This is a genomic window from Agromyces bracchium, from assembly GCF_009709675.1.
Lineage (GTDB): Bacteria > Actinomycetota > Actinomycetes > Actinomycetales > Microbacteriaceae > Agromyces > Agromyces bracchium.
This window is the reverse complement of sequence record NZ_WMLB01000023.1, coordinates 202874-224468: the sequence shown is the minus strand read 5'-3', so window position 1 is coordinate 224468 and position 21595 is coordinate 202874. Positions and strand designations below refer to the sequence as shown.

General features: G+C 71.6%; 21 protein-coding genes. 18 read left to right on the top strand and 3 right to left on the bottom strand.

The annotated features are described in order from the left end of the window. Nucleotides 1-85: 85 nt before the first annotated feature. The 7 genes from lysA to GJ743_RS10510 all read left to right on the top strand — a co-directional run bounded on the left by lysA (nucleotide 86) and on the right by GJ743_RS10510 (nucleotide 8796). Nucleotides 86-1501, top strand: coding sequence for a diaminopimelate decarboxylase (gene lysA / locus GJ743_RS10540; protein WP_328289058.1), 1416 nt, complete (start codon nucleotides 86-88; stop codon nucleotides 1499-1501). Continuing rightward, nucleotides 1498-2808 (top strand): homoserine dehydrogenase, encoded by a 1311-nt coding sequence (locus GJ743_RS10535; protein ID WP_155051871.1) that lies wholly within the window; start codon nucleotides 1498-1500, stop codon nucleotides 2806-2808. The genes lysA and GJ743_RS10535 overlap by 4 nt, the downstream gene beginning before the upstream one ends. Further along, on the top strand, nucleotides 2805-3902 hold the full coding sequence (thrC, locus tag GJ743_RS10530; protein WP_328289057.1) for a threonine synthase: 1098 nt from the start codon (nucleotides 2805-2807) through the stop codon (nucleotides 3900-3902). The genes GJ743_RS10535 and thrC overlap by 4 nt, the downstream gene beginning before the upstream one ends. Beyond that, nucleotides 3899-4864, top strand: coding sequence for a homoserine kinase (thrB, locus tag GJ743_RS10525; RefSeq protein ID WP_155051870.1), 966 nt, complete (start codon nucleotides 3899-3901; stop codon nucleotides 4862-4864). Before thrC ends, thrB begins: the two co-directional genes overlap by 4 nt. A gap of 261 nt (nucleotides 4865-5125) precedes the next feature. Then, a complete protein-coding gene (gene rho / locus GJ743_RS10520) occupies nucleotides 5126-7225 on the top strand; it encodes a transcription termination factor Rho (protein ID WP_328289056.1) in 2100 nt (699 codons plus the stop codon). A gap of 3 nt (nucleotides 7226-7228) precedes the next feature. Continuing rightward, nucleotides 7229-8305 (top strand): peptide chain release factor 1, encoded by a 1077-nt coding sequence (gene prfA / locus GJ743_RS10515; RefSeq protein WP_155051869.1) that lies wholly within the window; start codon nucleotides 7229-7231, stop codon nucleotides 8303-8305. After that, nucleotides 8302-8796, top strand: a complete 495-nt coding sequence (locus tag GJ743_RS10510; protein ID WP_328289055.1) for a GNAT family N-acetyltransferase — start codon at nucleotides 8302-8304, stop codon at nucleotides 8794-8796. The genes prfA and GJ743_RS10510 overlap by 4 nt, the downstream gene beginning before the upstream one ends. Nucleotides 8797-8844: 48 nt before the next feature. Here the strand turns inward: GJ743_RS10510 and epsC are convergent, their stop codons facing one another. Then, nucleotides 8845-9438, bottom strand: a complete 594-nt coding sequence (epsC, locus tag GJ743_RS10505) for a serine O-acetyltransferase EpsC (protein WP_328289054.1) — start codon at nucleotides 9436-9438, stop codon at nucleotides 8845-8847. A 31-nt stretch (nucleotides 9439-9469) separates the two neighbouring features. After that, nucleotides 9470-10405, bottom strand: a complete 936-nt coding sequence (cysK, locus tag GJ743_RS10500) for a cysteine synthase A (RefSeq protein WP_155051867.1) — start codon at nucleotides 10403-10405, stop codon at nucleotides 9470-9472. Between the two features lie 90 nt (nucleotides 10406-10495). On the opposite strand from cysK, the gene prmC reads away from it, so the two are divergent. Then, entirely contained in the window at nucleotides 10496-11380 is an 885-nt protein-coding gene (prmC, locus tag GJ743_RS10495) for a peptide chain release factor N(5)-glutamine methyltransferase (protein ID WP_376861878.1), read from the top strand. A 57-nt stretch (nucleotides 11381-11437) separates the two neighbouring features. Here the strand turns inward: prmC and GJ743_RS10490 are convergent, their stop codons facing one another. Continuing rightward, the gene (locus GJ743_RS10490; protein WP_155051865.1) at nucleotides 11438-12364 is read right to left on the bottom strand and encodes a TetR/AcrR family transcriptional regulator; all 927 of its coding nucleotides are present in this window, start codon (nucleotides 12362-12364) and stop codon (nucleotides 11438-11440) included. A gap of 107 nt (nucleotides 12365-12471) precedes the next feature. On the opposite strand from GJ743_RS10490, the gene GJ743_RS10485 reads away from it, so the two are divergent. From GJ743_RS10485 to atpA, 10 genes are all read left to right on the top strand, one after another. Next, nucleotides 12472-13389, top strand: a complete 918-nt coding sequence (locus tag GJ743_RS10485; protein ID WP_155051864.1) for an ATP-binding cassette domain-containing protein — start codon at nucleotides 12472-12474, stop codon at nucleotides 13387-13389. A 2-nt stretch (nucleotides 13390-13391) separates the two neighbouring features. Further along, the gene (locus tag GJ743_RS10480) at nucleotides 13392-14222 is read left to right on the top strand and encodes an ABC transporter permease (RefSeq protein ID WP_155051863.1); all 831 of its coding nucleotides are present in this window, start codon (nucleotides 13392-13394) and stop codon (nucleotides 14220-14222) included. A 100-nt stretch (nucleotides 14223-14322) separates the two neighbouring features. After that, on the top strand, nucleotides 14323-15222 hold the full coding sequence (locus GJ743_RS10475) for an L-threonylcarbamoyladenylate synthase (RefSeq protein WP_155051862.1): 900 nt from the start codon (nucleotides 14323-14325) through the stop codon (nucleotides 15220-15222). Continuing rightward, nucleotides 15219-16511: an MraY family glycosyltransferase gene (locus tag GJ743_RS10470; RefSeq protein WP_155051861.1), complete on the top strand. Its 1293-nt coding sequence runs from the start codon at nucleotides 15219-15221 to the stop codon at nucleotides 16509-16511. The genes GJ743_RS10475 and GJ743_RS10470 overlap by 4 nt, the downstream gene beginning before the upstream one ends. Further along, nucleotides 16508-16987 carry a hypothetical protein gene (locus GJ743_RS10465; RefSeq protein WP_155051860.1) on the top strand — a complete coding sequence of 160 codons (480 nt, stop codon included), beginning with the start codon at nucleotides 16508-16510 and terminating at the stop codon, nucleotides 16985-16987. The genes GJ743_RS10470 and GJ743_RS10465 overlap by 4 nt, the downstream gene beginning before the upstream one ends. A 367-nt stretch (nucleotides 16988-17354) precedes the next feature. Continuing rightward, a complete protein-coding gene (atpB, locus tag GJ743_RS10460; RefSeq protein WP_328289053.1) occupies nucleotides 17355-18152 on the top strand; it encodes a F0F1 ATP synthase subunit A in 798 nt (265 codons plus the stop codon). A 45-nt stretch (nucleotides 18153-18197) separates the two neighbouring features. Then, nucleotides 18198-18431 (top strand): ATP synthase F0 subunit C, encoded by a 234-nt coding sequence (gene atpE / locus GJ743_RS10455; RefSeq protein ID WP_022888426.1) that lies wholly within the window; start codon nucleotides 18198-18200, stop codon nucleotides 18429-18431. A 28-nt stretch (nucleotides 18432-18459) separates the two neighbouring features. Then, nucleotides 18460-19023 carry a F0F1 ATP synthase subunit B gene (locus GJ743_RS10450; RefSeq protein WP_328289052.1) on the top strand — a complete coding sequence of 188 codons (564 nt, stop codon included), beginning with the start codon at nucleotides 18460-18462 and terminating at the stop codon, nucleotides 19021-19023. Between the two features lie 3 nt (nucleotides 19024-19026). Then, on the top strand, nucleotides 19027-19818 hold the full coding sequence (locus GJ743_RS10445) for a F0F1 ATP synthase subunit delta (RefSeq protein WP_155051858.1): 792 nt from the start codon (nucleotides 19027-19029) through the stop codon (nucleotides 19816-19818). 97 nt (nucleotides 19819-19915) lie between these two features. Further along, nucleotides 19916-21553, top strand: coding sequence for a F0F1 ATP synthase subunit alpha (atpA, locus tag GJ743_RS10440; protein ID WP_155051857.1), 1638 nt, complete (start codon nucleotides 19916-19918; stop codon nucleotides 21551-21553). The last annotated feature ends 42 nt before the right edge of the window (nucleotides 21554-21595 follow it).

Here is a 21595-nt window from a genome sequence, read left to right as displayed (position 1 = left end):
CGGTCCGCACCGAGGCTTCAGGAACCGATCCGGGTTCGCTCGCCGTCCGAGCGATCCGTCGTTCCATCGTCCGTGAGGTTTCCCCGTGTCTTCCAGCGCATCCGTCCCCGCGCTGCGCGGCGCGCCCGCCGACCCGAACGCGCTCGATCCGAAGGTCTGGCCCGAGGGTGCGCACCGCGACGAGGCCGGGCGCCTCGTCGTCGGCGGTGTCGACGCCGCGGCCCTCGCCGCACGCTTCGGCACCCCGCTCTACGTGGTCGACGAGCAGGTCGCGCGATCGCGCGCCGCACGCACGCGCGCCGCCTTCGAACGGGCCGCGGCATCCGTCGGCACCTCGGTCACGGTCTACTACGCCGGCAAGGCGTTCCTCTCGGGCGCGGTCGTGCGCTGGATGACCGACGAGGGCCTCGCGATCGACGTCGCGACCGGCGGCGAGTTCGCCGTCGCCCTCGCCGCGGGCGCCGAGCCCGCGCGCATCGGCTTCCACGGCAACAACAAGTCGCTGAGCGAGATCGAACGTGCCGTGGCTGCGGGCGTCGGCACGATCATCATCGACAGCGAGGTCGAGGTGCGTCGGGTGGCGGATGCCGCGTCCCGCGCCGGTCGCGTGCAGCGCGTGCGCCTCCGCGTCAACTCGGGCGTGCACGCGTCGACGCACGAGTTCCTCGCGACCGCGCACGAAGACCAGAAGTTCGGCATCGCGCTGCCCGACGCGGCGCGCGTGGTCGCCGACATCCGCTCCCACGACTCGCTCGACTTCGTCGGACTGCACTGCCACATCGGGTCGCAGATCTTCGACGCGGCGGGTTTCGCCGAATCGGCCGAGCGGCTGCTCTCGGTGCACGCCGAGCTGTCGGCGGTCGCGCCGGTGCCCGAGCTCAACCTCGGCGGCGGGTTCGGCATCGCCTACACCGAGGCCGACGAGCCCGCGCCGATCGAGGAGATCGCCGACGGCATCGCGCGCGCGGTCGCCCGGGCGTGCGAGCGACTGGGCGTGCCCGTCCCGCGACTGGCGTTCGAGCCCGGTCGGTCGATCATCGGCCCCGCGGGCGTCACGCTCTACACCGTCGGCACCGTCAAGCCCGTGCCCACCGACGAGGGTTGGCGCCACTACGTCTCGGTCGACGGGGGCATGAGCGACAACATCCGCACCGCGATGTACGGTGCCGCGTACACGGCGCGACTGGCCTCGCGCGTCTCCGACGAGCCGGCGTCGCTCGTCCGCGTCGTCGGCAAGCACTGCGAGTCCGGCGACGTCGTCGTCGACCACGACTGGATTCCCCACGATGTCGCCCCCGGCGACCTCCTGGCGGTCGCCGCGACCGGGGCGTACTGCTGGTCGCTCGCGTCGAACTACAACCACGTGCCCCGACCGCCGGTCGTGGCCGTCTCCGGCGGCGTCGCACGCGTGATCGTGCACGGCGAGACCGAGGAGGACCTCCTCGCCCGCGACGCCGGACTCTCCGACCACGACGATGACGCACACGGAGTCACCGCATGATCGAATACCGTTCCATCCGCGTGGCGCTGCTCGGCGCCGGCTCGGTCGGCTCCCAGGTCGCCCGGCTGCTGCTCGAGCAGGGCGACGAGCTCGCCAACCGCATCGGCGCGAGGATCGAGCTCGTCGGCATCGCCGTCCGCGACGTCGACGCGCCGCGCGACGCCGCGCTGCCGCGCGAGCTCCTCACGACCGACGCCGAGTCGCTGATCCTCGGCGCCGACATCGTGATCGAGCTCATGGGCGGGCTCGAGCCCGCGCGGACGCTCATCCTCAAGGCGATCTCCTCGGGCGCCGACGTCGTCTCGGGCAACAAGGCGCTGCTGGCCACGCACGGCCCCGAGCTCTTCGCCGCCGCCGAGCAGGTCGGCGCGCAGCTGTCGTACGAAGCCGCCGTCGGCGGCGCCATCCCGATCATCCGGCCGCTGCGCGACAGCCTCGCGGGCGACCGCATCGACCGGATCCTCGGGATCGTGAACGGCACGACGAACTTCATCCTCGACCGCATGGACACCACGGGCGCCTCGCTCGAGGACGCCCTCGCGACCGCGACCGAGCTCGGCTACGCCGAGGCCGACCCGACCGCCGACATCGGCGGCTACGACGCGGCGCAGAAGGCCGCGATCCTCGCGAGCCTCGCGTTCCACACGAGCGTGCCCGTCGACCGGGTGCACCGCGAGGGGATCACGGGCGTCACCGCCGCGCAGGTCGAGTCGGCCAAGCGCGCCGGCTACGTCGTGAAGCTCCTCGCGATCTGCGAGCGCCTCGCCGACCCCGAGACGGGGGAGGAGGGCGTGTCCGCCCGGGTCTACCCGGCGATGGTGCATCGGAGCCATCCGCTCGCCGCCGTGCACGGCGCCAACAACGCCGTCTTCGTCGAGGCCGCCGCAGCCGGCCCCCTCATGTTCTACGGTGCCGGCGCGGGCGGCGTGCAGACCGCCTCGGCCGTGCTCGGCGACCTCGTCGCGATCGCACGGCGTCACGTGCTCGGCGGCCCGGGCACGGCGGAGTCGACCCACGCCGAGCTGCCCGTACTCGAGATCGGCCGCATCACGACCCGCTACGCCATCACGCTCGAGGCGGCCGACCAGCCGGGCGTGCTCGCGACGATCGCGCACGTGTTCGCCGACCACGGCGTCTCGGTCGGCGAGCTCGAGCAGACCATCAACGACGAGAACGGCCGGGCTACGCTGGTGATCGGCACCCACGAGGCGCGTGAGTCCGCGCTCGCCGAGACGGTGCGCGCACTCGCCGACAGCCCCGTCGTGACCTCGGTCGCATCCGTCATCCGAGTCGAAGGAGCAGAGTGAACCACCAGGCAACGAACGCGCCGTCGCGCCAGTGGCGCGGCGTCATCCGGGAGTACGCCGACCGCCTCGACGTCACCGACGCCACCCCGATCGTGACCCTCGGCGAGGGCGGCACGCCGCTCCTGCCCGCGCCCGCGCTCTCGCGCCGCACCGGCGCCGACGTGTGGGTCAAGTTCGAGGGCATGAACCCGACCGGATCGTTCAAGGACCGCGGCATGACGATGGCCGTGACGAAGGCCGTCGAGCGCGGCGCCGAGGTCGTGATCTGCGCCTCGACCGGCAACACGTCGGCGTCGGCCGCGGCCTACGCCACGCACGCGGGCATCAAGGCGGCCGTGCTCGTGCCCGAGGGCAAGATCGCGATGGGCAAGCTCAGCCAGGCGATCGCGCACGACGCGCAGCTCATCCAGATCCAGGGCAACTTCGACGACTGCCTCGACATCGCGCGCGACCTCGCCGAGAACTACCCGGTGCACCTCGTCAACTCGGTGAACAACGACCGCATCGAGGGCCAGAAGACGGCCGCGTTCGAGGTCGTCGAGGTGCTCGGCGACGCGCCCGACCTGCACTTCATCCCGGTCGGCAACGCGGGCAACTACACGGCGTACACGCGCGGCTACCGCGAGGACATCGAGGCGGGCAACGCCACGAAGCTGCCGCGGATGTTCGGGTTCCAGGCGGCCGGGTCGGCGCCGCTCGTGCTCGGCGAGCCGGTGCGCAACCCGGAGACCATCGCGAGTGCGATCCGCATCGGCAACCCCGCGTCGTGGCACCTCGCGCTCGAGGCGCGCGATCTCACCGACGGCTACTTCGGCGCGATCGAAGACGACAAGATCCTCGAAGCCCAGCGCATCCTCTCCGCCGAGGTCGGCGTCTTCGTCGAGCCGGCCTCCGCGATCAGCGTCGCGGGCCTGCTCGAACGTGCCGAGGCCGGCCAGGTTCCGGCCGGCGCGAAGGTCGTGCTGACGGTCACCGGTCACGGACTGAAGGACCCGCAGTGGGCGCTCCGCCGTCCCGACGGCTCCGAGGTCGCGCCGACGGTCGTCCCCGCAGACGTGGCGCACGTCGCCGAGGTGCTGGGGCTCCGCGCATGAGCGCGGCCGCCTCGGCGGAGGCGACGCCCGCGTCGGCCGGCAGCCTCCTCGGGCGGAAGGTCCACGTCAAGGTGCCCGCGACCTCGGCGAACCTCGGCCCGGGGTTCGACACGCTCGGCCTCGCGCTCGCGCGCTACGACGAGCTCGAGGTCGAGGTCGTCGACTCCGGGCTCGAGATCGAGGTGCACGGGGTCGGCGAGGGCGAGGTGCCGCTCGACGAGACGCACCTCGTCGTGCGCGCGATGGCGCACACGTTCGCGCGGTACGGTCGCGAGCTTCCGCCGATCAGGCTCGTCGCGCACAACTCGATCCCGCACGGTCGCGGCCTCGGCTCCTCGGGCGCGGCGATCGTCGCGGGCGTCATGGCGGCCAAGGGACTGCTCGAGCCCGAGGTCGAGATCTCGCCCGACGAGCTGCTCGAGCTCGCGACCGAGCTCGAGGGCCACCCCGACAACGTCGCGCCGGCGCTCTTCGGCGGGCTGACGATCGCGTGGGTCACGCCCGACGGGCCTCGGCACAAGAAGCTCATGGTGCACCGCGGCGTCTCGCCGCTCGTGCTCGTCCCCGAGCATGAGATGTCGACCGCACTCGCGAGGAGCCTCCAGCCGCAGTCGGTGCCCCACGAAGACGCGGTGTTCAACGTCTCGCGCTCGGCCCTGCTCGTGGCGGCCCTGATCCAGAGCCCCGAGCTGCTGCTCGCCGCCACCGAGGACAAGCTCCACCAGAGCTACCGCGCCGAGGCGATGCCCGAGACCGATCGGCTCATCCGGCGCCTGCGCGAGGCGGGGCATCCCGCCGTCATCTCGGGGGCCGGGCCGTCGATCCTCGTGCTCGCGAGCGACCCGAGCGAGCGAGCGGATGCCGCGCGGGTCGTCGAGGAGACGGCCGACACGGCCTGGCAGGCCCTCCCGCTCGCGGTCGACTTCCTCGGTGCGACCGTGACGCCGGCCGACGACGCCTGACCGGCGCCGCGGCGGGATCGCCGTCGGGACGCGCCCTCGACGGCGTGGCGCGTGGTCCGACGGCCGACCGCCGGGTGCTAGACTGAAGCCCGCACCCGGCAGGCGCTGCACCACTCGCGTCCTCGCCGTTCGGTGCGATTCCCGGCATCTCATGCTTTCGCCATCGCGCAGATCTGCGCCTCGTGCGCACGTCTGCGACGTGCCGCGATCAGCTCTCCTCGGCCAACCCCCAATGCCTGGCCAGGGGAAAGGAAAATCCCAGTGACCAACGGAACCGACCACGCGGAGCGCGTGGACGCCGCTCGCCTGTCGACCATGAAGGTCGCCGAGCTCCAGGAGCTCGCGTCCTCGCTCGGCATCGCCGGCGCGTCGAAGCGCCGAAAAGGAGAACTCGTGGAGTTGATCTCCGCCCACACCGACGGCATCGCGGCCGCCCCGGCCGACGACGTCGTCGCGCCGACCGACGCGCAGCCCGCGGAAGCGGAGGCTCCCGCCGAGGCGCCCGCCCCCGCTGCCGACGAGCCCGCCGCCGAGGCTCCCGCCGCGGAGGCACAGGCCGCCGAAGCGCCGGCCGAGCCGGCCCGTCGCGGCCGACAGCCGCGTCGCGCGACGACCGCCACCGCCGCCGCGGCCCACGCGAACGCCGGTGCGACGGGCGTCGAGCTCGTTCCGGACGCCGCGACCGCCGACGAGGCCGGAGCGGGCACCGGCTCCTCCGACGACGACGCCCGCGAGGCCGCCCGCGCCGCCGTGCGCGAGCAGCTCGCCGCGGCGACCGCCGCAGGTCGCCAGGGCGACGCCGCCGAGGGTCAGGAGGAGGGCGACGGCAAGGCCGAGGCTCCCTCGCAGGAGCAGCGCCAGGGCCGCAGCCGCAACCGCGGTCGCCGCGGCGGTGCCGACCGCGGCGAGGGCCAGAAGGTCGAGCAGCCGCAGGGCGGGCGCCGTCCCGACGAGCAGGCCGAAGGCGACAAGGGCCGCCCGGCCGAGTCCGAGAAGGGCCGCCAGGGCGGCGATGCCGAGAAGGCCAAGCAGGACCAGCAGCAGGGCGGTCGGGGCCAGCAGGGCCGCGGCGACCAGCAGTCGGCCGACGGCGAGGGCGGCGGTCGCCGCAACCGCTACCGCGACCGCAAGCGTCGCGGCCAGGGCCAGGGCGACGAGGTCGAGCCCGAGATCCTCGACGACGACGTGCTCATCCCGATCGCCGGCATCCTCGACGTGCTCGACAACTACGCGTTCGTGCGCACGACGGGCTACCTGCCCGGCCCGAGCGACGTGTACGTCTCGCTCGGCCAGGTGAAGAAGTACCACCTGCGCAAGGGCGACGCCGTCGTCGGCTCGATCAAGCAGCCGCGCGAGGGCGAGGGCAGCAGCCGCCAGAAGTACAACGCGCTCGTCAAGATCGACTCGGTCAACGGCCAGACCGCCGACGAGGCCGCCGCGCGCGTCGACTTCCAGAAGCTCACGCCGCTCTACCCGCAGGACCGCCTGCGCCTCGAGACCGAGCCGACGAAGCTGACCCAGCGCATCATCGACCTCGTGGCGCCGATCGGCAAGGGCCAGCGCGGCCTCATCGTCGCGCCGCCCAAGGCCGGCAAGACGATCGTGCTGCAGCAGATCGCGAACGCGATCGCGATCAACAACCCCGAGGTCCACCTCATGGTCGTGCTCGTCGACGAGCGCCCCGAAGAGGTCACCGACATGCAGCGCACGGTGAAGGGCGAGGTCATCGCCTCGACCTTCGACCGCCCGGCCGAAGACCACACCACGGTCGCCGAGCTCGCCATCGAGCGCGCGAAGCGCCTCGTCGAGCTCGGTCACGACGTGGTCGTGCTGCTCGACTCGATCACCCGTCTCGGCCGCGCCTACAACCTCGCGGCGCCGGCCTCGGGCCGCGTGCTCTCGGGCGGCGTCGACGCGTCGGCGCTCTACCCGCCGAAGCGGTTCTTCGGTGCGGCGCGCAACATCGAGAACGGCGGCTCGCTGACGATCCTCGCCACCGCGCTCGTCGAGACCGGCTCGAAGATGGACGAGGTGATCTTCGAGGAGTTCAAGGGCACCGGCAATTCCGAGCTGCGCCTGTCGCGCCACCTCGCCGACAAGCGGATCTTCCCCGCGGTCGACGTGAACGCGTCGTCGACGCGTCGCGAGGAGATGCTGCTCTCGCCCGACGAGGTGAAGATCACCTGGAAGCTGCGTCGTGCCCTCGCCGGCCTCGAGCCGCAGCAGGCCCTCGAGGCCGTGCTCGGCCGCCTGCGCGAGACGCAGTCGAACACCGAGTTCCTCCTGCTGATGCAGAAGTCGGCTCCGGTGGGCGGCAACGGGAACGGGCACGGGCACGGGCACGAGTCCGACCACCGCTGATCGATGTTCGAGTCCGTCCAGGCACTGATCGCCGAGCACGCCGCACTCCAGGAGGAACTGGCCGATCCGGCGCTGCACGCCGATGCCGCGCGCGCGAAGCGGGTGAACCGGCGCTACGCCGAGCTCAGCCGCATCGTCGCCGCGCACGACGGATGGCGGCAGGCCCAGGAGGACCTCGAGGCGGCGCGTGAGCTCGCCAAGGAGGACGAGGCGTTCGCCGAGGAGGTGCCCGGGCTCGAGGAGCACCTCGCAGAGTCCCAGGAGAAGCTGCGGCGGCTCCTGATCCCACGCGACCCCGACGACGGCCGCGACGTGATCATGGAGATCAAGGGCGGCGAGGGCGGCGCCGAGAGCGCCCTCTTCGCGGCCGACCTGCTGCGCATGTACATCCAGTACGCGCAGTCGAAGGGCTGGAAGACCGAGCTCCTCGAGCGCGACGAGTCCGACCTCGGCGGCTACAAGAACGTGCAGGTCGCGATCAAGTCGAACGCCTCCGATCCGTCGCAGGGCGTGTGGGCGCACCTGAAGTACGAGGGCGGCGTGCACCGCGTGCAGCGCGTTCCCGTCACCGAGACGCAGGGCCGCATCCACACGTCGACCACGGGCGTGCTCGTCTTCCCCGAGGTGGACGAGCCCGAGGAGGTCGAGATCAACCAGAACGACCTCAAGATCGACGTGTACCGCTCGTCGGGCCCGGGCGGCCAGTCGGTGAACACCACCGACTCGGCCGTGCGCATCACGCACGTGCCGACCGGCATCGTCGTGGCCATGCAGAACGAGAAGTCGCAGCTGCAGAACCGCGAGGCCGCGATGCGCGTCCTCCGGGCGCGCCTGCTCGCGCGCCAGCAGGAGGAGCTCGCGGCGGCCGCGTCCGACGCGCGCAAGTCGCAGATCCGCTCGATGGACCGCTCCGAGCGCATCCGCACCTACAACTTCCCCGAGAACCGCATCGCCGACCACCGCACGGGCTACAAGGCGTACAACCTCGACCAGGTCATGAACGGCTCACTCGAGCCGATCATCGAGTCGGCGATCCACGCCGACGAGGAGGCCCGGCTCGCCGATCTCGGCGACCAGTGACCGACATCGCGGTCCGCGCATTCGCCGACGGCGACTGGCCGGCGGTGTTCGCGATCATCGACGAGGTCGTGCGCGAGGGCGAGACCTACGCCTATCCGACGCCGCTCTCGGCCGCCGAGGCTCGTGCGCTCTGGATCGAGCGCCCGCCCGGCCTCACGGTGGTCGCCGAGCTCGACGGTCGCATCGTCGGCACCGCGAAGATGAGGCCGAACCGACCGGGGCCGGGCGATCACATCGGGACGGCGTCCTTCATGGTCGCGGGCGACGCGCGCGGCGCGGGCGTCGGGCGCCGCCTGGCCGACTGGGTCGTCGACTGGCATCGGCGCGAGGGCTTCGCGGGCATCCAGTTCAACGCGGTCGTCGCGTCGAACGAGCCCGCGGTCCGGCTGTGGCGCTCGGTCGGGTTCGAGATCGTCGGCACGGTCCCGGGGGCGTTCCGTTCCGCGCGACACGGTCGCGTCGGGCTGCACGTGATGTTCCTCCCGCTCTGACGGGCGACGACGGGGGGCGGATGCCGCGGCATCCGTCTCTCGTCGACCTCAGATGTGGAAGTCGACGTGCCAGTCGTGCATGCCGCGCGCCGCATCCGCCGTCGCCGGCGAGAGCGGCTTCGCGACCGCCGGGATGCCGACGAGCAGCGAGTGCGGGGGAGCGCCGCGCGTGACCACGGCGTTCGCGCCGATCGCACTGCCGGCGCCGATCTCGATGTCGCCGAGCACCTTCGCGCCCGCCCCGACCGTCACGCCGTCGCCGAGCGTGGGGTGGCGCTTCGCGCCGCGAGGCGCGCCGCGCGGCGCCTTCCCGCCGAGCGTGACGCCGTGGTAGAGCATCACGTCGTCGCCGACGACCGCGGTCTCGCCGATCACGACGCCCATGCCGTGGTCGATGAAGAACCGGCGGCCGATCGTCGCGCCGGGGTGGATCTCGATGCCCGTCAGGAAGCGCACGAGCTGCGACACCACGCGCGCCGGCAGCCTGAGCACCGGCACCCGCCACATCCGATGCGCGAGCCGGTGCGCCCAGATCGCGTGCAGCCCCGAGTATGCGAGGACGATCTCGACGCGGCTGCGTGCGGCGGGGTCGTGGGATCGGGCCGTCGCGATGTCTTCCCTGAGGCGGCCGAGGATTCCCACTCGTCCAGTCAACCAGATCGCTCGGAGGGGATCAGTCCAGCAGGCCCTCGTAGAGCACCGTCGAGAGGTACCGCTCGCCGTAGCTCGCGGCGATCACGACGATGGTCTTGCCCGCGTTCTCGGGCCGCTGGGCGAGCTGGGTCGCCGCGTACACCGTCGCACCGGAGGAGATGCCGCCCAGGATGCCCTCCTCGACGCCGAGGCGGCGCGCGGTCGCGACGGCCTGGTCGATGTTCACGTCGATGATCTCGTCGTAGACGTCGCGGTCGAGGATCGCGGGCACGAAGTTCGCGCCGATGCCCTGGATCTTGTGCGGGCCGGGCTGGCCGCCGTTCAGGATCGGCGACTCGAGCGGCTCGACGCCGACGATCTGCACCTCGGGCTTGCGCTCCTTGAGGACCTGGCCGACGCCCGAGAGCGTGCCGCCCGTGCCGATGCCCGAGACGAAGATGTCGATGCCGCCGTCGGTGTCGTTCCACACCTCTTCGGCCGTGGTGCGGCGGTGGATGTCGACGTTCGCCTGGTTCTCGAACTGGCGCGCGAGCACCGCGCCGGGGGTCTCGGCGGCGATCTGCTCGGCACGCGCGACAGCGCCCTTCATACCCTCGGAGCCGGGCGTGAGCACGAGCTCGGCGCCATAGGCGCGCAGCAGCGCGCGGCGCTCCTTCGACATGGTCTCGGGCATGGCGATGACGACGCGGTAGCCGCGCGCGGCGCCGATCATCGCCAGCGCGATGCCGGTGTTGCCGCTCGTGCCCTCGACGATGGTCCCGCCGGGCTTCAGCGAGCCGTCGGCCTCGGCGGCGTCGACGATGCCGATGCCGAGGCGGTCCTTGACGCTGGCCGACGGGTTGTAGAACTCGAGCTTGGCGAGCACGGTCGCGCCGGCGCCATCCGTCACGCGGTTCAGCTTCACGAGCGGGGTGCGCCCGAAGACGTCGGTGATGTTCTCGTAGACCTGGGCCATGATCTCGTTCCCTCTCGTGACGGCGGCGTGATGCCGCGCACCAGCATACGGAGGGCGGCTGCGCGGCGGGAGTGGGTTACATTCCATTGCGTGAATGCGACGCCCGACGAGCCGGAATCCCGCCCTCTCCGCGAGGTGCGCGACGAGACCGTGCGCACCCTCCAGGCCGCCGGCATCGCCGACGCCGAGGTCGACGCCGACCTGCTGCTCGGGCACGTGCTCGGACTCTCCCGCGGCGGCGTGCACGCGCGGCTCGTGATCGGCGACCGGCTGTCGGCGACGGATGCCGCGGCGCTCGCCGTGCTCGTCGCGCGCCGCGCCCGTCGCGAGCCGCTGCAGCACCTGACCGGGCGCGCCGCGTTCCGATCCCTCGAGCTCGCGGTGGGGCCGGGGGTCTTCGTCCCGCGCCCGGAGACCGAGCTGCTCGCCCAGCTCGCCATCGATGCGCTCCGCGCCGCCGCCGAGCCCGAGCCCATCGGGCTCGACCTCGGTTCGGGCAGCGGCGCGATCGCCCTCTCGATGGCGACCGAGGTGCCGCACGCGCGCGTGTGGGCCGTCGAGAACTCGCCCGAGGCGTTCCCGTGGACCAGGCGCAACGTCGACGAGGTCGCGGCGCCCAACCTCGAGCTCGTGTTCGCGGACCTCGCCGACGCGCTTCCCCAGCTCGACGGCCGCGTGGCCGTCGTCGCGTCGAACCCGCCGTACATCCCCGACGACGCGATCCCGCGCGACCCCGAGGTGCGCCTGCACGACCCGGAGCACGCGCTCTACGGCGGACCCGACGGGCTCGACGTCGTGCGCGTCCTGTCGCGCCGCGCGCTCGCGCTGCTGCACCCGGGCGGGGCGCTCCTGATCGAGCACGGCGAGACGCAGTCCGCAGACATCGCGGCGCTCCTGAAGGCCGACGGATGGCACGCCGTCGCGCACCATCGGGACCTCACCGGGCGCGACCGGGTGACGACCGCGCGCCGCTGAGCCCGCGGCATCCGCCCGCCGGTCGACCGCGAACGGGTGGCGGAGACATCCGCCCCGTCAGTCGACCTGGTGCCGCGCGCGCGCCTCGCGGACGGCCTGGCGCTCGAGCCTGCGGGCGTCCCGCATGCGCTTCTCGGCCTCGCGCACCGACTTCCTCGCCTCGCGGACCTTCTTGTCGGCGGCGACCTCGGGCGTCTCGCGCGACACGGGCGGGGGAGCCGGTCGGTCGCCGCCAGCGCGTCGCGCGATGTACTCGGCGACGCCGTCGAGCACCCGCTCGAGGCCGAACGCGAACGGGTCCTCGCCCTCGCGGAACACGCCGGCGTCCACGGCGCGACGAAGCGCCGGGAACTCCTCGGCGGTGACGAAGGCGTCCAGCACCGCGGACCGGCCGTCGTCGATCGTCTGCGGGTCGATGCCGGCGGCGCCCGCAGCGACCTCGTAGGAGCGCTCGATGGTCGACTGCCAGCGGAGCTGACCGGTGACGAGCAGGATGATCGCCACGCGCTCGTCCTCGTCGAGCGGTGCGGCCGAGAGCGCGTCGAGCATCGCGTCCATCCAGGCGAGGTTGTTCGGGGTGATCGGCGTGCCCTGGATGGGGATGTCGAGGAGCCACGGGTGCGCCCGGTGGACGTCGACCTGGGCGCGGCCGAGCCCGCGGAGCCGCTCGCGCCAGTCGGCGTCGTCGAGCCCGGCCTCGGGCTCGGGCGGGAGCCCGATGCCCTGCTCCTGCATGAGCACGAGCAGGTCGTCCTTCGCCGTGACGTACCGGTAGAGCGACATCGTCGTGTATCCGAGCGATTGGGCGACCCGGCTCATCGAGACGGCGCCGAGGCCCTCCGCGTCGGCGATCTCGACGGCCGCGTCGACGATGCGCTCGATGCTCATCTCGCGCTTCGGCCCGCGCTGGGGGTTGGTCGCGACGCCCCACGCGAGGGCGACGCCGCGCGGCAGTTCCGGCTCGGCGGCGTTCTCGGGAGCCATCCGTCTCCAATCGACGCGAGGTGCTTGCGACCAGCATAGAACTGTGTATTACTTAAACAAATGTGGATGACATACACAGTTTATCCCGTACATCGGAAGGTGCAGCCATGACCATCGCGATCGAGGCCCGCGGGATCGCCAAGCGGTTCCGTGGGGTGGAGGTCCTGCAGGACCTCCACCTCGCGGTCGAAGCCGGCAGCGTGTTCGGCCTCCTCGGGCCGAACGGCGCCGGCAAGACCACCACCATCGACATCCTCACCACGCTCCTGCGACCCGACGCCGGAACGGCGACCGTCGCCGGCGCCGACGTGCGACGCGATCCCGACGGCGTCCGGTCGCGGATCAGCCTGACCGGCCAGTCCGCCGCCGTCGACGAGGTGCTCACCGGCCGCGAGAACCTCGTCATGCTCGCGCGGCTCTCCGGGCTCGGGCGCCGCGCGGCCCGCGCGCGGGCCGAGGAGCTCCTGGAGCGGTTCGACCTGGCCGAGGCGGCGGCGCGGCGGGTCGCGGCCTACTCCGGCGGCATGCGGCGCCGGCTCGACCTCGCCCTGAGCCTCGTCGTTCCGGCGCACGTCATCTTCCTCGACGAGCCGACGACCGGGCTCGACACCCGCAGCCGCCAGGAGCTCTGGCACGTCATCCGCGAGGTCGCCGACGCCGGGGCGACCGTGTTCCTCACCACGCAGTACCTCGAGGAGGCCGATCGACTCGCCGACCGCATCGCCGTGCTCGACCGCGGCCGGATCGCCGCCGAGGGCACCGCGCCCGAGCTCAAGGCGCGCGTCGGCGGCGAGGTCGTCGAGCTCCTCGGGCCCGACGGCGAGGTGCTCGCCGAGCGCCCGACCGACGGCACCGTCCACGGGCTGCGCGCCGCGGTGGACGAGCTCGACCGGATCGCGGCATCCTCCGCCGAGGGCGCGCGCGTCGCCATCCGCCGGCCCAGCCTCGACGACGTCTTCCTCGCCATCACCTCCCGCCCGGCCGCGCCCGCGCACCGGGCGGACCTCATCGGAACGAAGGGTTGACCATGTCCACGCTGATCGACGCCGTCACCGGGCCGACCGCGCCCGCGCCCGCGCCTCCTGCGCTTCGAATGCGGCCGCGCGGGCTCACCGCCGAGGCGGTCTTCATCGGCCGCAGCGTCACGCATTCCCTCCGCGACACCGAGGCGCTGCTCATGGCCGTGCTGCTGCCGACCCTGCTCATGCTGCTGTTCACCTTCGTGTTCGGCGGTGCGCTCGACCCCTCGGGCGGCTACGTCGACTACGTCGTCCCCAGCATCATCCTGCTCTGCGCGGGGTTCGGCGCGAGCTCGACCGCGCTCTACGTCGCCCGCGACATGACCACGGGGATCATCGACCGGTTCCGCACCATGCCGCTGCGCGCGAGTGCGGTGCTGACGGGCCACGTCGTCGCGAGCGTGCTGCGGAACCTCTTCGCCACGGGCGTTGTGATCGCCGTCGCGCTCCTCGTCGGGTTCCGCCCGACTGCGACGCCGGCCGAATGGCTCGCCGCGGTCGCGCTCATCGCCCTCTACATCCTCGCGATCACCTCGCTGTTCGCGGCGATCGGTCTCGCCGCGTCGAGTCCCGACGCGGCGAACGCCTACGGCTTCATCCTGCTGTTCCTGCCGTACCTCTCGAGCGCGTTCGTTCCGGTCGACACGCTGCCGGGCTGGCTCGCGTGGTTCGCCGAGCACCAGCCGATCACGCCGATCATCGAGGCGATCCGGAGCCTCCTCACGGGCACGCCGATGGGCGACGCGGCCTGGTGGGCGGTCGGCTGGTGCGTCCTGTTCATCGTCATCGCGGCCGTGTGGGGCACGTGGCTGTTCCGTCGGAGGGCGGGCCGGCGCTGAGGGCCGGTCGGCCGAGAGCGGATGCCGCGGGCCCGGCGCGGCGCGCGGCATCCGACACGCCCAGACTCGCCGGGCGCGTCACGTCTAGAATCGAGCGGTCATGACACTCATCCACGACTGCTCGGTCGAGTCCGAGCTTCTCGCCGGCATGCGCCTGGCCCGTCGCGCCATCGGCAGCGGCGAGCTCGTCGTCATCCCCACCGACACCGTCTACGGCGTCGCCGCCGATGCGTTCAGCGCCGCCGCGGTGCAGCGCCTGCTCGATGCGAAGGGGCGCGAGCGCACGTCGCCGCCGCCCGTCCTCGTGCCGGGCATCCCGACCCTCGATGCTCTCGCGGCCGAGGTGCCGGAGGCCGTGCGGTCCCTCGTCGCGGAGTTCTGGCCCGGTGGCCTGACCGTGATCCTGCGCGCGCAGCCGTCCCTGCACTGGGACCTCGGCGAGACGCGCGGCACGGTCGCGCTGCGGATGCCCGACCACCGCATCGCGCTCGAACTGCTCTCCGAGACCGGGCCGCTCGCGGTGTCGTCGGCGAACCTGTCGGGCATGCCGTCCGCCACCACGGCCGACGAGGCCGCCGACATGCTCGGCGATCGGGTCTCCGTCTACCTCGACGGCGGTGCGGCGGGCACCGGCTACGAGGCGATCGGGGAGCGGCCCGGAGACACGTCGTCCACGATCGTGGACGCGACCGGGCTCGCCGCCGACGGAACCGGCGTGCTCCGCATCGTGCGTGCGGGAGTGGTCTCGCGCGAGCGGATCGCGGAGGTCGTGGGGGAGGAGCTGCTCGCGCCGGTCGACGGGGCGGCGCCCGCCGAGGTCGCCGACGGCGCCGACGGCGCCGACGCCGACGCCGAGTCGGCCACGGCCGATGCCGAGCCGACTGCCGAGGCATCCGTCGACGCCGACGACCCCGCGGCATCCGTCGACACAGACGACCCCGCGGCATCCGTCGACGCCGTACCGGCCCCGACCGAGCGGACGGATCCCGCCGCGTCATGACCCTGTTCGTCCTGCTCGCGCTCGTCACCGCGGTCGTGACGTTCGCCGGCTCGCTGGTGGTCTGGAAGCTGAGCCTGAAGTACCGGCTCTACCCGAAGATCCGCGAGCGCGACGTGCACACGCGGCCGACGCCGCGGCTCGGCGGCATCGCGATGTTCCTCGGCATCCTCGTCGGCTTCGCCGCGGCGGCCTGGATCTCCTCGCTCGGCATCGCGCGCTTCGCGAACCTGCAGATCGTCTTCCAGGATCCCTTCCAGGTGCTCGCGATCCTGCTCGCGGCCGGGCTCATCGTGGCGATCGGCGTGGCCGACGACATCTGGGACCTCGACTGGCTCACCAAGCTCGCCGGCCAGTTCATCGCCGCGGGCGTCATCGCCTGGCAGGGCGTGTCGATCGTGTCGCTCCCCATCGGCGGGCCCGACGGCGGCATCACGGTGGGCTCCTCGTGGATGAGCGCGACCGTGACCGTCTTCACGATCGTGCTCGTGATGAACGCGATCAACTTCATCGACGGGCTCGACGGGCTCGTCGCGGGCGTCGCCCTCATCTCGAGCGGCGTCTTCTTCCTGTACTCCTACCTGCTCGTGCAGCAGACCTCCCCGACGAACTACTTCAACCTCGCGTCGCTGCTCGCCGTGGTGGTGGTGGGCGCCTGCGCGGGCTTCCTGCCGCTCAACTGGCACCGCGCGAAGCTCTTCATGGGCGACGCCGGGGCGCTGCTCGTCGGCCTCCTCATGGCGACCTCCGCGATCGCGGTGACCGGCCAGGTCGACCCGTCGCAGCTCGGCACCGACGAGCTGTTCCCGGCGTTCATCCCGATCATCATCCCGTTCGCGGTGCTGCTCATCCCGCTGCTCGACTTCGGGCTCGCGGTCGTGCGCCGCCTCCGCGCAGGCAAGTCGCCCTTCGCCGCCGACCGCAAGCACCTGCACCACCGCCTGCTCGACATGGGCCACTCGCACCTGCACGCGGTGCTCATCTTCTACGGCTGGACGGCGGTCGCCTCGTTCGGCTGCCTGCTCGCGTTCGTCCTGCCCGTCTACTTCGGCATCGACTCCGGCTGGGCGTTCCTCTTCATCGGCATCGGGTTCGTGGTCCTCGCCGCGCTCACGCTGGCACCGCTCGGTCGGCGCAAGCGCCAGACCGTGGCAGCCGAAGCGGATGCCGCGGGCGCGCCCTCCGCACCCGGCCTCGACGAACTCGCGGCTCCGATGTCCGAGACCGATCCCAATCCCGATCCCGTTCCCGACCGCCCGACGTCGGGCGAACATCCAACAGGAGCCCGATGAGCACCGCACCACGCGACCCCGCCGACCGCACGCCGACCTCGAATCCGGTGCTGCGCCGGGCCCTGATCTGGGGGGCCGCCATCGCCGGCGGCATCGCCGTGGTGGGCGGCATCCTCGGCTTCGCGTTCGCCGGCACCGAAGGGCTCGTGAGCGCCCTGCTCGGGACGCTCCTCGCCGTCGTGTTCATGGGCATCACCGGAGCGAGCATCCTGCTCGCCAACCGCTTCGCCGGGTCCGACCTCTTCGTCGGCGCCTTCTTCGGCATCGTGCTCGGCGGATGGCTCGTGAAGTTCATCGTGTTCATCGTGCTCGTGGTGCTGCTGCGCGGCGTCGACTGGCTCGACCCGGTCGTGCTGTTCCTCTCGATCGTCGCGGGCGTGATCGGCTCGCTCGTGGTCGACGTGCTCGTCGTCGCCCGCTCCCGACTGCCGTACGCGAGCGACGCGCAACTGCCGCCACCTCCATCCGACGACTGACCGGAGACGCCGCCCGAATCGGGCGGCGTCTTCGCGTTCCGGCCCGCTTCGGCGAGGATTCCCGGCCGTCCCGCGCACGCGGCGGGGCCCGGTCTCCGCTTCGATCGCCCGCACGCCGGGGCGGCGCTGCGGAGCGCCACCCGCGGGTGTCGCGGTCGTGGCATGCGCCGAGCGGCATGCTGCCCGGTCGGCGGCGAGTTCTACAGCGTGTGGCGATTCGGCGGAGCGCCGAAGTCTTGCTACAGTAGGGGCGATCCCCCACGGTTCCGCCCTGCTCCGGCATGGGCACCGGACCGTTTCCATGTTCGTCGACGCGAGAGCTCCGCTCCACGCCCCGAAACAGGAGATAGCGCTGCTAGCTAACGCTGTGAACCTGCTGGTTCCGATTTCAACCGATGATGGTGAATTCCACGGGCCGTCGATCGAGGAGTTCTTCCCCGGCGCCCTCCTGTTCGAGGGCACCGCCTTCGAGATCAACCGCATCATGCTGGTGCGCTTCATCGCGGTCGCCGCGTTGCTCCTGGTCTTCTGGCTCGGCACGCGCAGCATGCGCGTCGTCCCCGGCCGTTTCCAGAGCATCGTCGAGATGGGGCTGGACTTCATCCGCGTCGGCGTCGCCGACGACCTGCTCGGCAAGAAGGACGGCAAGCGGTTCCTGCCGATCCTCACGTCGATCTTCTTCATGGTGCTGTTCATGAACATCACCGGCATCATCCCGGGCTTGAACATCGCGGGTACGTCCGTGATCGGCGTCCCGCTCGTGCTCGCGATCGTGTCGTACGTCACGTTCATCTACGCCGGCATCAAGCAGAGCCCCAAGAACTTCTTCAAGAACTCGCTCTTCCCCTCGGGCGTGCCGTGGCCGGTGTACATCATCGTCACGCCGATCGAGCTCATCTCGACCTTCGTCATCCGCCCCGTCACGCTGACGCTGCGACTCATGATGAACATGATCGTCGGCCACCTGCTGCTCGTGCTGTTCTTCGCGGCCACGCAGTTCTTCATCTTCACCCTCGGCGGCTGGTACACCCTGCTCGGCGTCGGCACGCTGGCCTTCGGCTTCGTGTTCACGCTGTTCGAGATCCTCGTCGCCGTCCTGCAGGCCTACGTCTTCACGCTCCTCACCGCGGTCTACATCCAGCTCGCGGTGGCGGAGGAGCACTGAGCCAGGGCGCCCGCCCGAAGAAACCCCAAGAAAGGAAACCCCAACGTGGACGCAACCACCGTTCTCGCTGAGATCAACGGCAACATCGCAACGGTCGGCTACGGCCTCGCCGCCATCGGCCCGGCCATCGGCGTGGGCATCGTCGTCGGCAAGACCATCGAGGGCGTGGCTCGCCAGCCCGAGCTCGCCGGCCGCCTCCAGGTCCTGATGTGGATCGGTATCGCCTTCACCGAGGCGCTGGCCTTCATCGGTATCGCGACCTACTTCATCTTCGTCTGATCGTCCCGTCCCAACTGAGGAGGCCAACGTGCTTCACGCAGTGCTGAGAGCTGCAACCGAGGGCGAGAATCAGAACCCGGTGCTGCCGGCGACCTACGACATCGTCTGGTCGGCGGTCTGCTTCGCCATCATCCTCGTCTTCTTCTGGCTGTACGCGCTTCCGCGCATGCAGAAGCTGCTCGACGAGCGCGCCGAGGCGATCGAGGGCAACATCGCGAAGGCCGACGAGGCCCAGCGCAAGGCCGAGGCCGCCCTCGAGGAGTACACCGCCCAGCTCGCCGACGCGCGCGCCGAGGCGGGCAAGATCCGCGAGACCGCCCGCGAGGACGGCAAGAAGATCGTCGCCGAGGCCAAGGACCAGGCGTCGACCGAGGCCGCCCGCATCAACGCGAGCGCCCAGGCGCAGATCGAGGCCGAGCGCCAGTCGGCGCTCGTGTCGCTCCGCTCCGAGGTGGGCACCATCGCCATCGACCTCGCGTCGGGTGTCGTCGGCGAGTCGCTCTCCGACGACGCCAAGGCCAAGGCCGTGGTCGACCGCTTCCTCGCCGACCTCGAGGCGTCCGAGCAGGCCGCCGCAGGGGGGAAGAAGTAACCCATGGGCAGCGCTACGAGAGAGGCCCTGGCCGGCACGCGAGCCGAGCTCGCGGCGCTCGGCCGGGCCGAGCTCCCGGTGGCCGGCGACCTCCTCGCCGCGACCCGGGTGATCGCGGTCACGCCGCAGCTGCGGACCGCCCTCACCGACAACGAGGCCGACGCCGCCCAGAAGACCGAGCTCGTGAAGCGGGTCTTCGGCGGCCGGATCGCGCCCGCTGCGGCGTCGCTCCTCGTGAGCGCGGCGTCGCAGCGGTGGTCCTCGCAGGCCGATTTCCTCGACGGGCTCGAGGAGGCCGGCTTCCGGGTCGCCGCGGATGCCGCGGGCGATGCGGAGGTCGACGGCGAGCTGTACGCCTTCCAGCGCACGGTCTCATCCGACGCCGAGCTCGAGCTGGCCCTCGGGTCCAAGCTCGGTTCGTCTGAGGCGAAGGTCGTGCTCGTCGAGCGGCTGCTCGGCGCGAAGGCCGCGCCCGCGACGACGCTCATCGTCCGCCACCTCGTGCAGTCGCCCCGTGGTCGCCGCATCGGGGAGATGCTCCGTGGCGCGGCATCCGTCGTCGCCGACCAGCGCGGGTTCGACGTCGCCACCGTGACGTCGGCCGCCCCCTTGACCGACGACCAGATCGCCCGTCTCGAGCGCACGCTCGGGGCCCAGGCCGGCCGCCGCATCCGCTTCGACGCCATCGTCGACCCCGACGTCCTCGGCGGCGTGCGGGTGCAGGTCGGCGACGACGTCATCGACGGCAGCGTCGCCAGCCGCCTCAACGACCTGAGGCAGAAGCTTGCCGGCTGACGCCGGACGACAACGACCGGCGTCCTGCGCCGCGACACACCAGTAGCTGTACAAGCGGTACAGAAAAGGGCCTGGCCCTTCAGAAAAGGAAATGGCAATGGCAGAACTCTCCATCAGCCCCGACGAGATCCGTTCGGCTCTCTCGGAGTTCGCCCGCGACTACGAGCCGGGCGCGGCGCAGAAGACCGAGGTCGGGTACGTCACCGACGCGGCCGACGGCATCGCCCACGTCGAGGGCCTGCCCTCGGTCATGGCGAACGAGCTCGTCAGGTTCGCGGACGGCACGCTCGGCCTCGCCCTCAACCTCGACGAGGACGAGATCGGTGTCGTCGTGCTCGGCGAGTTCACCGGCATCGAGGAGGGCATGGAGGTGACCCGCACGGGCGAGGTCCTCTCGGTGCCCGTGGGCGAGGGCTACCTCGGCCGCGTCGTCGACCCGCTCGGCAACCCGATCGACGGCCTCGGCGAGGTCGCCACGGAGGGTCGCCGCGCGCTCGAGCTCCAGGCGCCGGGCGTCATGCAGCGCAAGTCGGTCCACGAGCCGCTCCAGACCGGCATCAAGGCGATCGACGCGATGATCCCCGTCGGCCGCGGCCAGCGCCAGCTCATCATCGGCGACCGCCAGACCGGCAAGACCGCGATCGCGATCGACACGATCATCAACCAGAAGGCGAACTGGGAGTCGGGCGACCCGACCAAGCAGGTCCGCTGCATCTACGTCGCGATCGGCCAGAAGGGCTCGACCATCGCGTCGGTCAAGGGCGCGCTGGAAGACGCGGGCGCGATGGAGTACACGACCATCGTCGCCGCTCCGGCCTCCGACCCCGCGGGCTTCAAGTACCTCGCGCCGTACACCGGCTCGGCCATCGGCCAGCACTGGATGTACGACGGCAAGCACGTCCTGATCATCTTCGACGACCTGTCGAAGCAGGCCGAGGCCTACCGCGCGGTGTCGCTGCTCCTCCGCCGCCCGCCGGGCCGCGAGGCCTACCCCGGTGACGTCTTCTACCTGCACTCGCGCCTGCTCGAGCGCTGTGCGAAGCTCTCGGACGAGCTCGGCGCGGGTTCGATGACCGGTCTCCCGATCATCGAGACCAAGGCCAACGACGTCTCGGCGTACATCCCGACCAACGTGATCTCGATCACCGACGGCCAGATCTTCCTCCAGTCCGACCTGTTCAACTCGAACCAGCGTCCGGCGGTCGACGTCGGCATCTCGGTCTCCCGAGTCGGCGGCGACGCCCAGGTCAAGTCGATCAAGAAGGTCTCGGGGACGCTGAAGCTCGAGCTCGCCCAGTACCGCTCGCTCGAGGCGTTCGCGATGTTCGCCTCCGACCTCGACGCGGCCAGCCGTCGCCAGCTCGAGCGCGGCGCGCGCCTGACCGAGCTGCTGAAGCAGCCGCAGTACTCGCCGTACCCCGTCGAGGAGCAGGTCGTCTCGATCTGGGCCGGCACCAACGGCAAGCTCGACGAGGTCCCGGTCGAGGACATCCTGCGCTTCGAGCGCGAGTTCCTCGACTACCTCGGCCGGAACACGTCGGTGCTCACGGACCTCCGCGAGACCAACGTGCTCTCCGACGAGACGGCCGAGACCCTCGAGTCCGAGGTCGACAAGTTCAAGCTCGAGTTCCAGACCGGCGAGGGCAAGCCGCTCGCCTCGGTCGGCAGCGAGAAGTTCGAGGCGATCGACGAGGAAGAGGTCGGCCAGGAGAAGATCGTCAAGGGTCGTCGCTAGTCGATTCCGCCGTCCCTGAGGCTCTCGGGGGCGTGGCCGCAC

What these genes read in the sequence shown, in the direction of transcription:
- GJ743_RS10535 (WP_155051871.1), top strand. Translation starts at nt 1,498, where the DNA reads ATGATCGAATACCGTTCCATCCGCGTGGCGCTGCTCGGCGCCGGCTCG.
- thrB (WP_155051870.1), top strand. Translation starts at nt 3,899, where the DNA reads ATGAGCGCGGCCGCCTCGGCGGAGGCGACGCCCGCGTCGGCCGGCAGC.
- prfA (WP_155051869.1), top strand. Translation starts at nt 7,229, where the DNA reads ATGTTCGAGTCCGTCCAGGCACTGATCGCCGAGCACGCCGCACTCCAG.
- cysK (WP_155051867.1), bottom strand. Translation starts at nt 10,405, where the DNA reads ATGGCCCAGGTCTACGAGAACATCACCGACGTCTTCGGGCGCACCCCG.
- GJ743_RS10490 (WP_155051865.1), bottom strand. Translation starts at nt 12,364, where the DNA reads ATGGCTCCCGAGAACGCCGCCGAGCCGGAACTGCCGCGCGGCGTCGCC.
- GJ743_RS10485 (WP_155051864.1), top strand. Translation starts at nt 12,472, where the DNA reads ATGACCATCGCGATCGAGGCCCGCGGGATCGCCAAGCGGTTCCGTGGG.
- GJ743_RS10480 (WP_155051863.1), top strand. Translation starts at nt 13,392, where the DNA reads ATGTCCACGCTGATCGACGCCGTCACCGGGCCGACCGCGCCCGCGCCC.
- GJ743_RS10475 (WP_155051862.1), top strand. Translation starts at nt 14,323, where the DNA reads ATGACACTCATCCACGACTGCTCGGTCGAGTCCGAGCTTCTCGCCGGC.
- GJ743_RS10470 (WP_155051861.1), top strand. Translation starts at nt 15,219, where the DNA reads ATGACCCTGTTCGTCCTGCTCGCGCTCGTCACCGCGGTCGTGACGTTC.
- GJ743_RS10465 (WP_155051860.1), top strand. Translation starts at nt 16,508, where the DNA reads ATGAGCACCGCACCACGCGACCCCGCCGACCGCACGCCGACCTCGAAT.
- GJ743_RS10445 (WP_155051858.1), top strand. Translation starts at nt 19,027, where the DNA reads ATGGGCAGCGCTACGAGAGAGGCCCTGGCCGGCACGCGAGCCGAGCTC.
- atpA (WP_155051857.1), top strand. Translation starts at nt 19,916, where the DNA reads ATGGCAGAACTCTCCATCAGCCCCGACGAGATCCGTTCGGCTCTCTCG.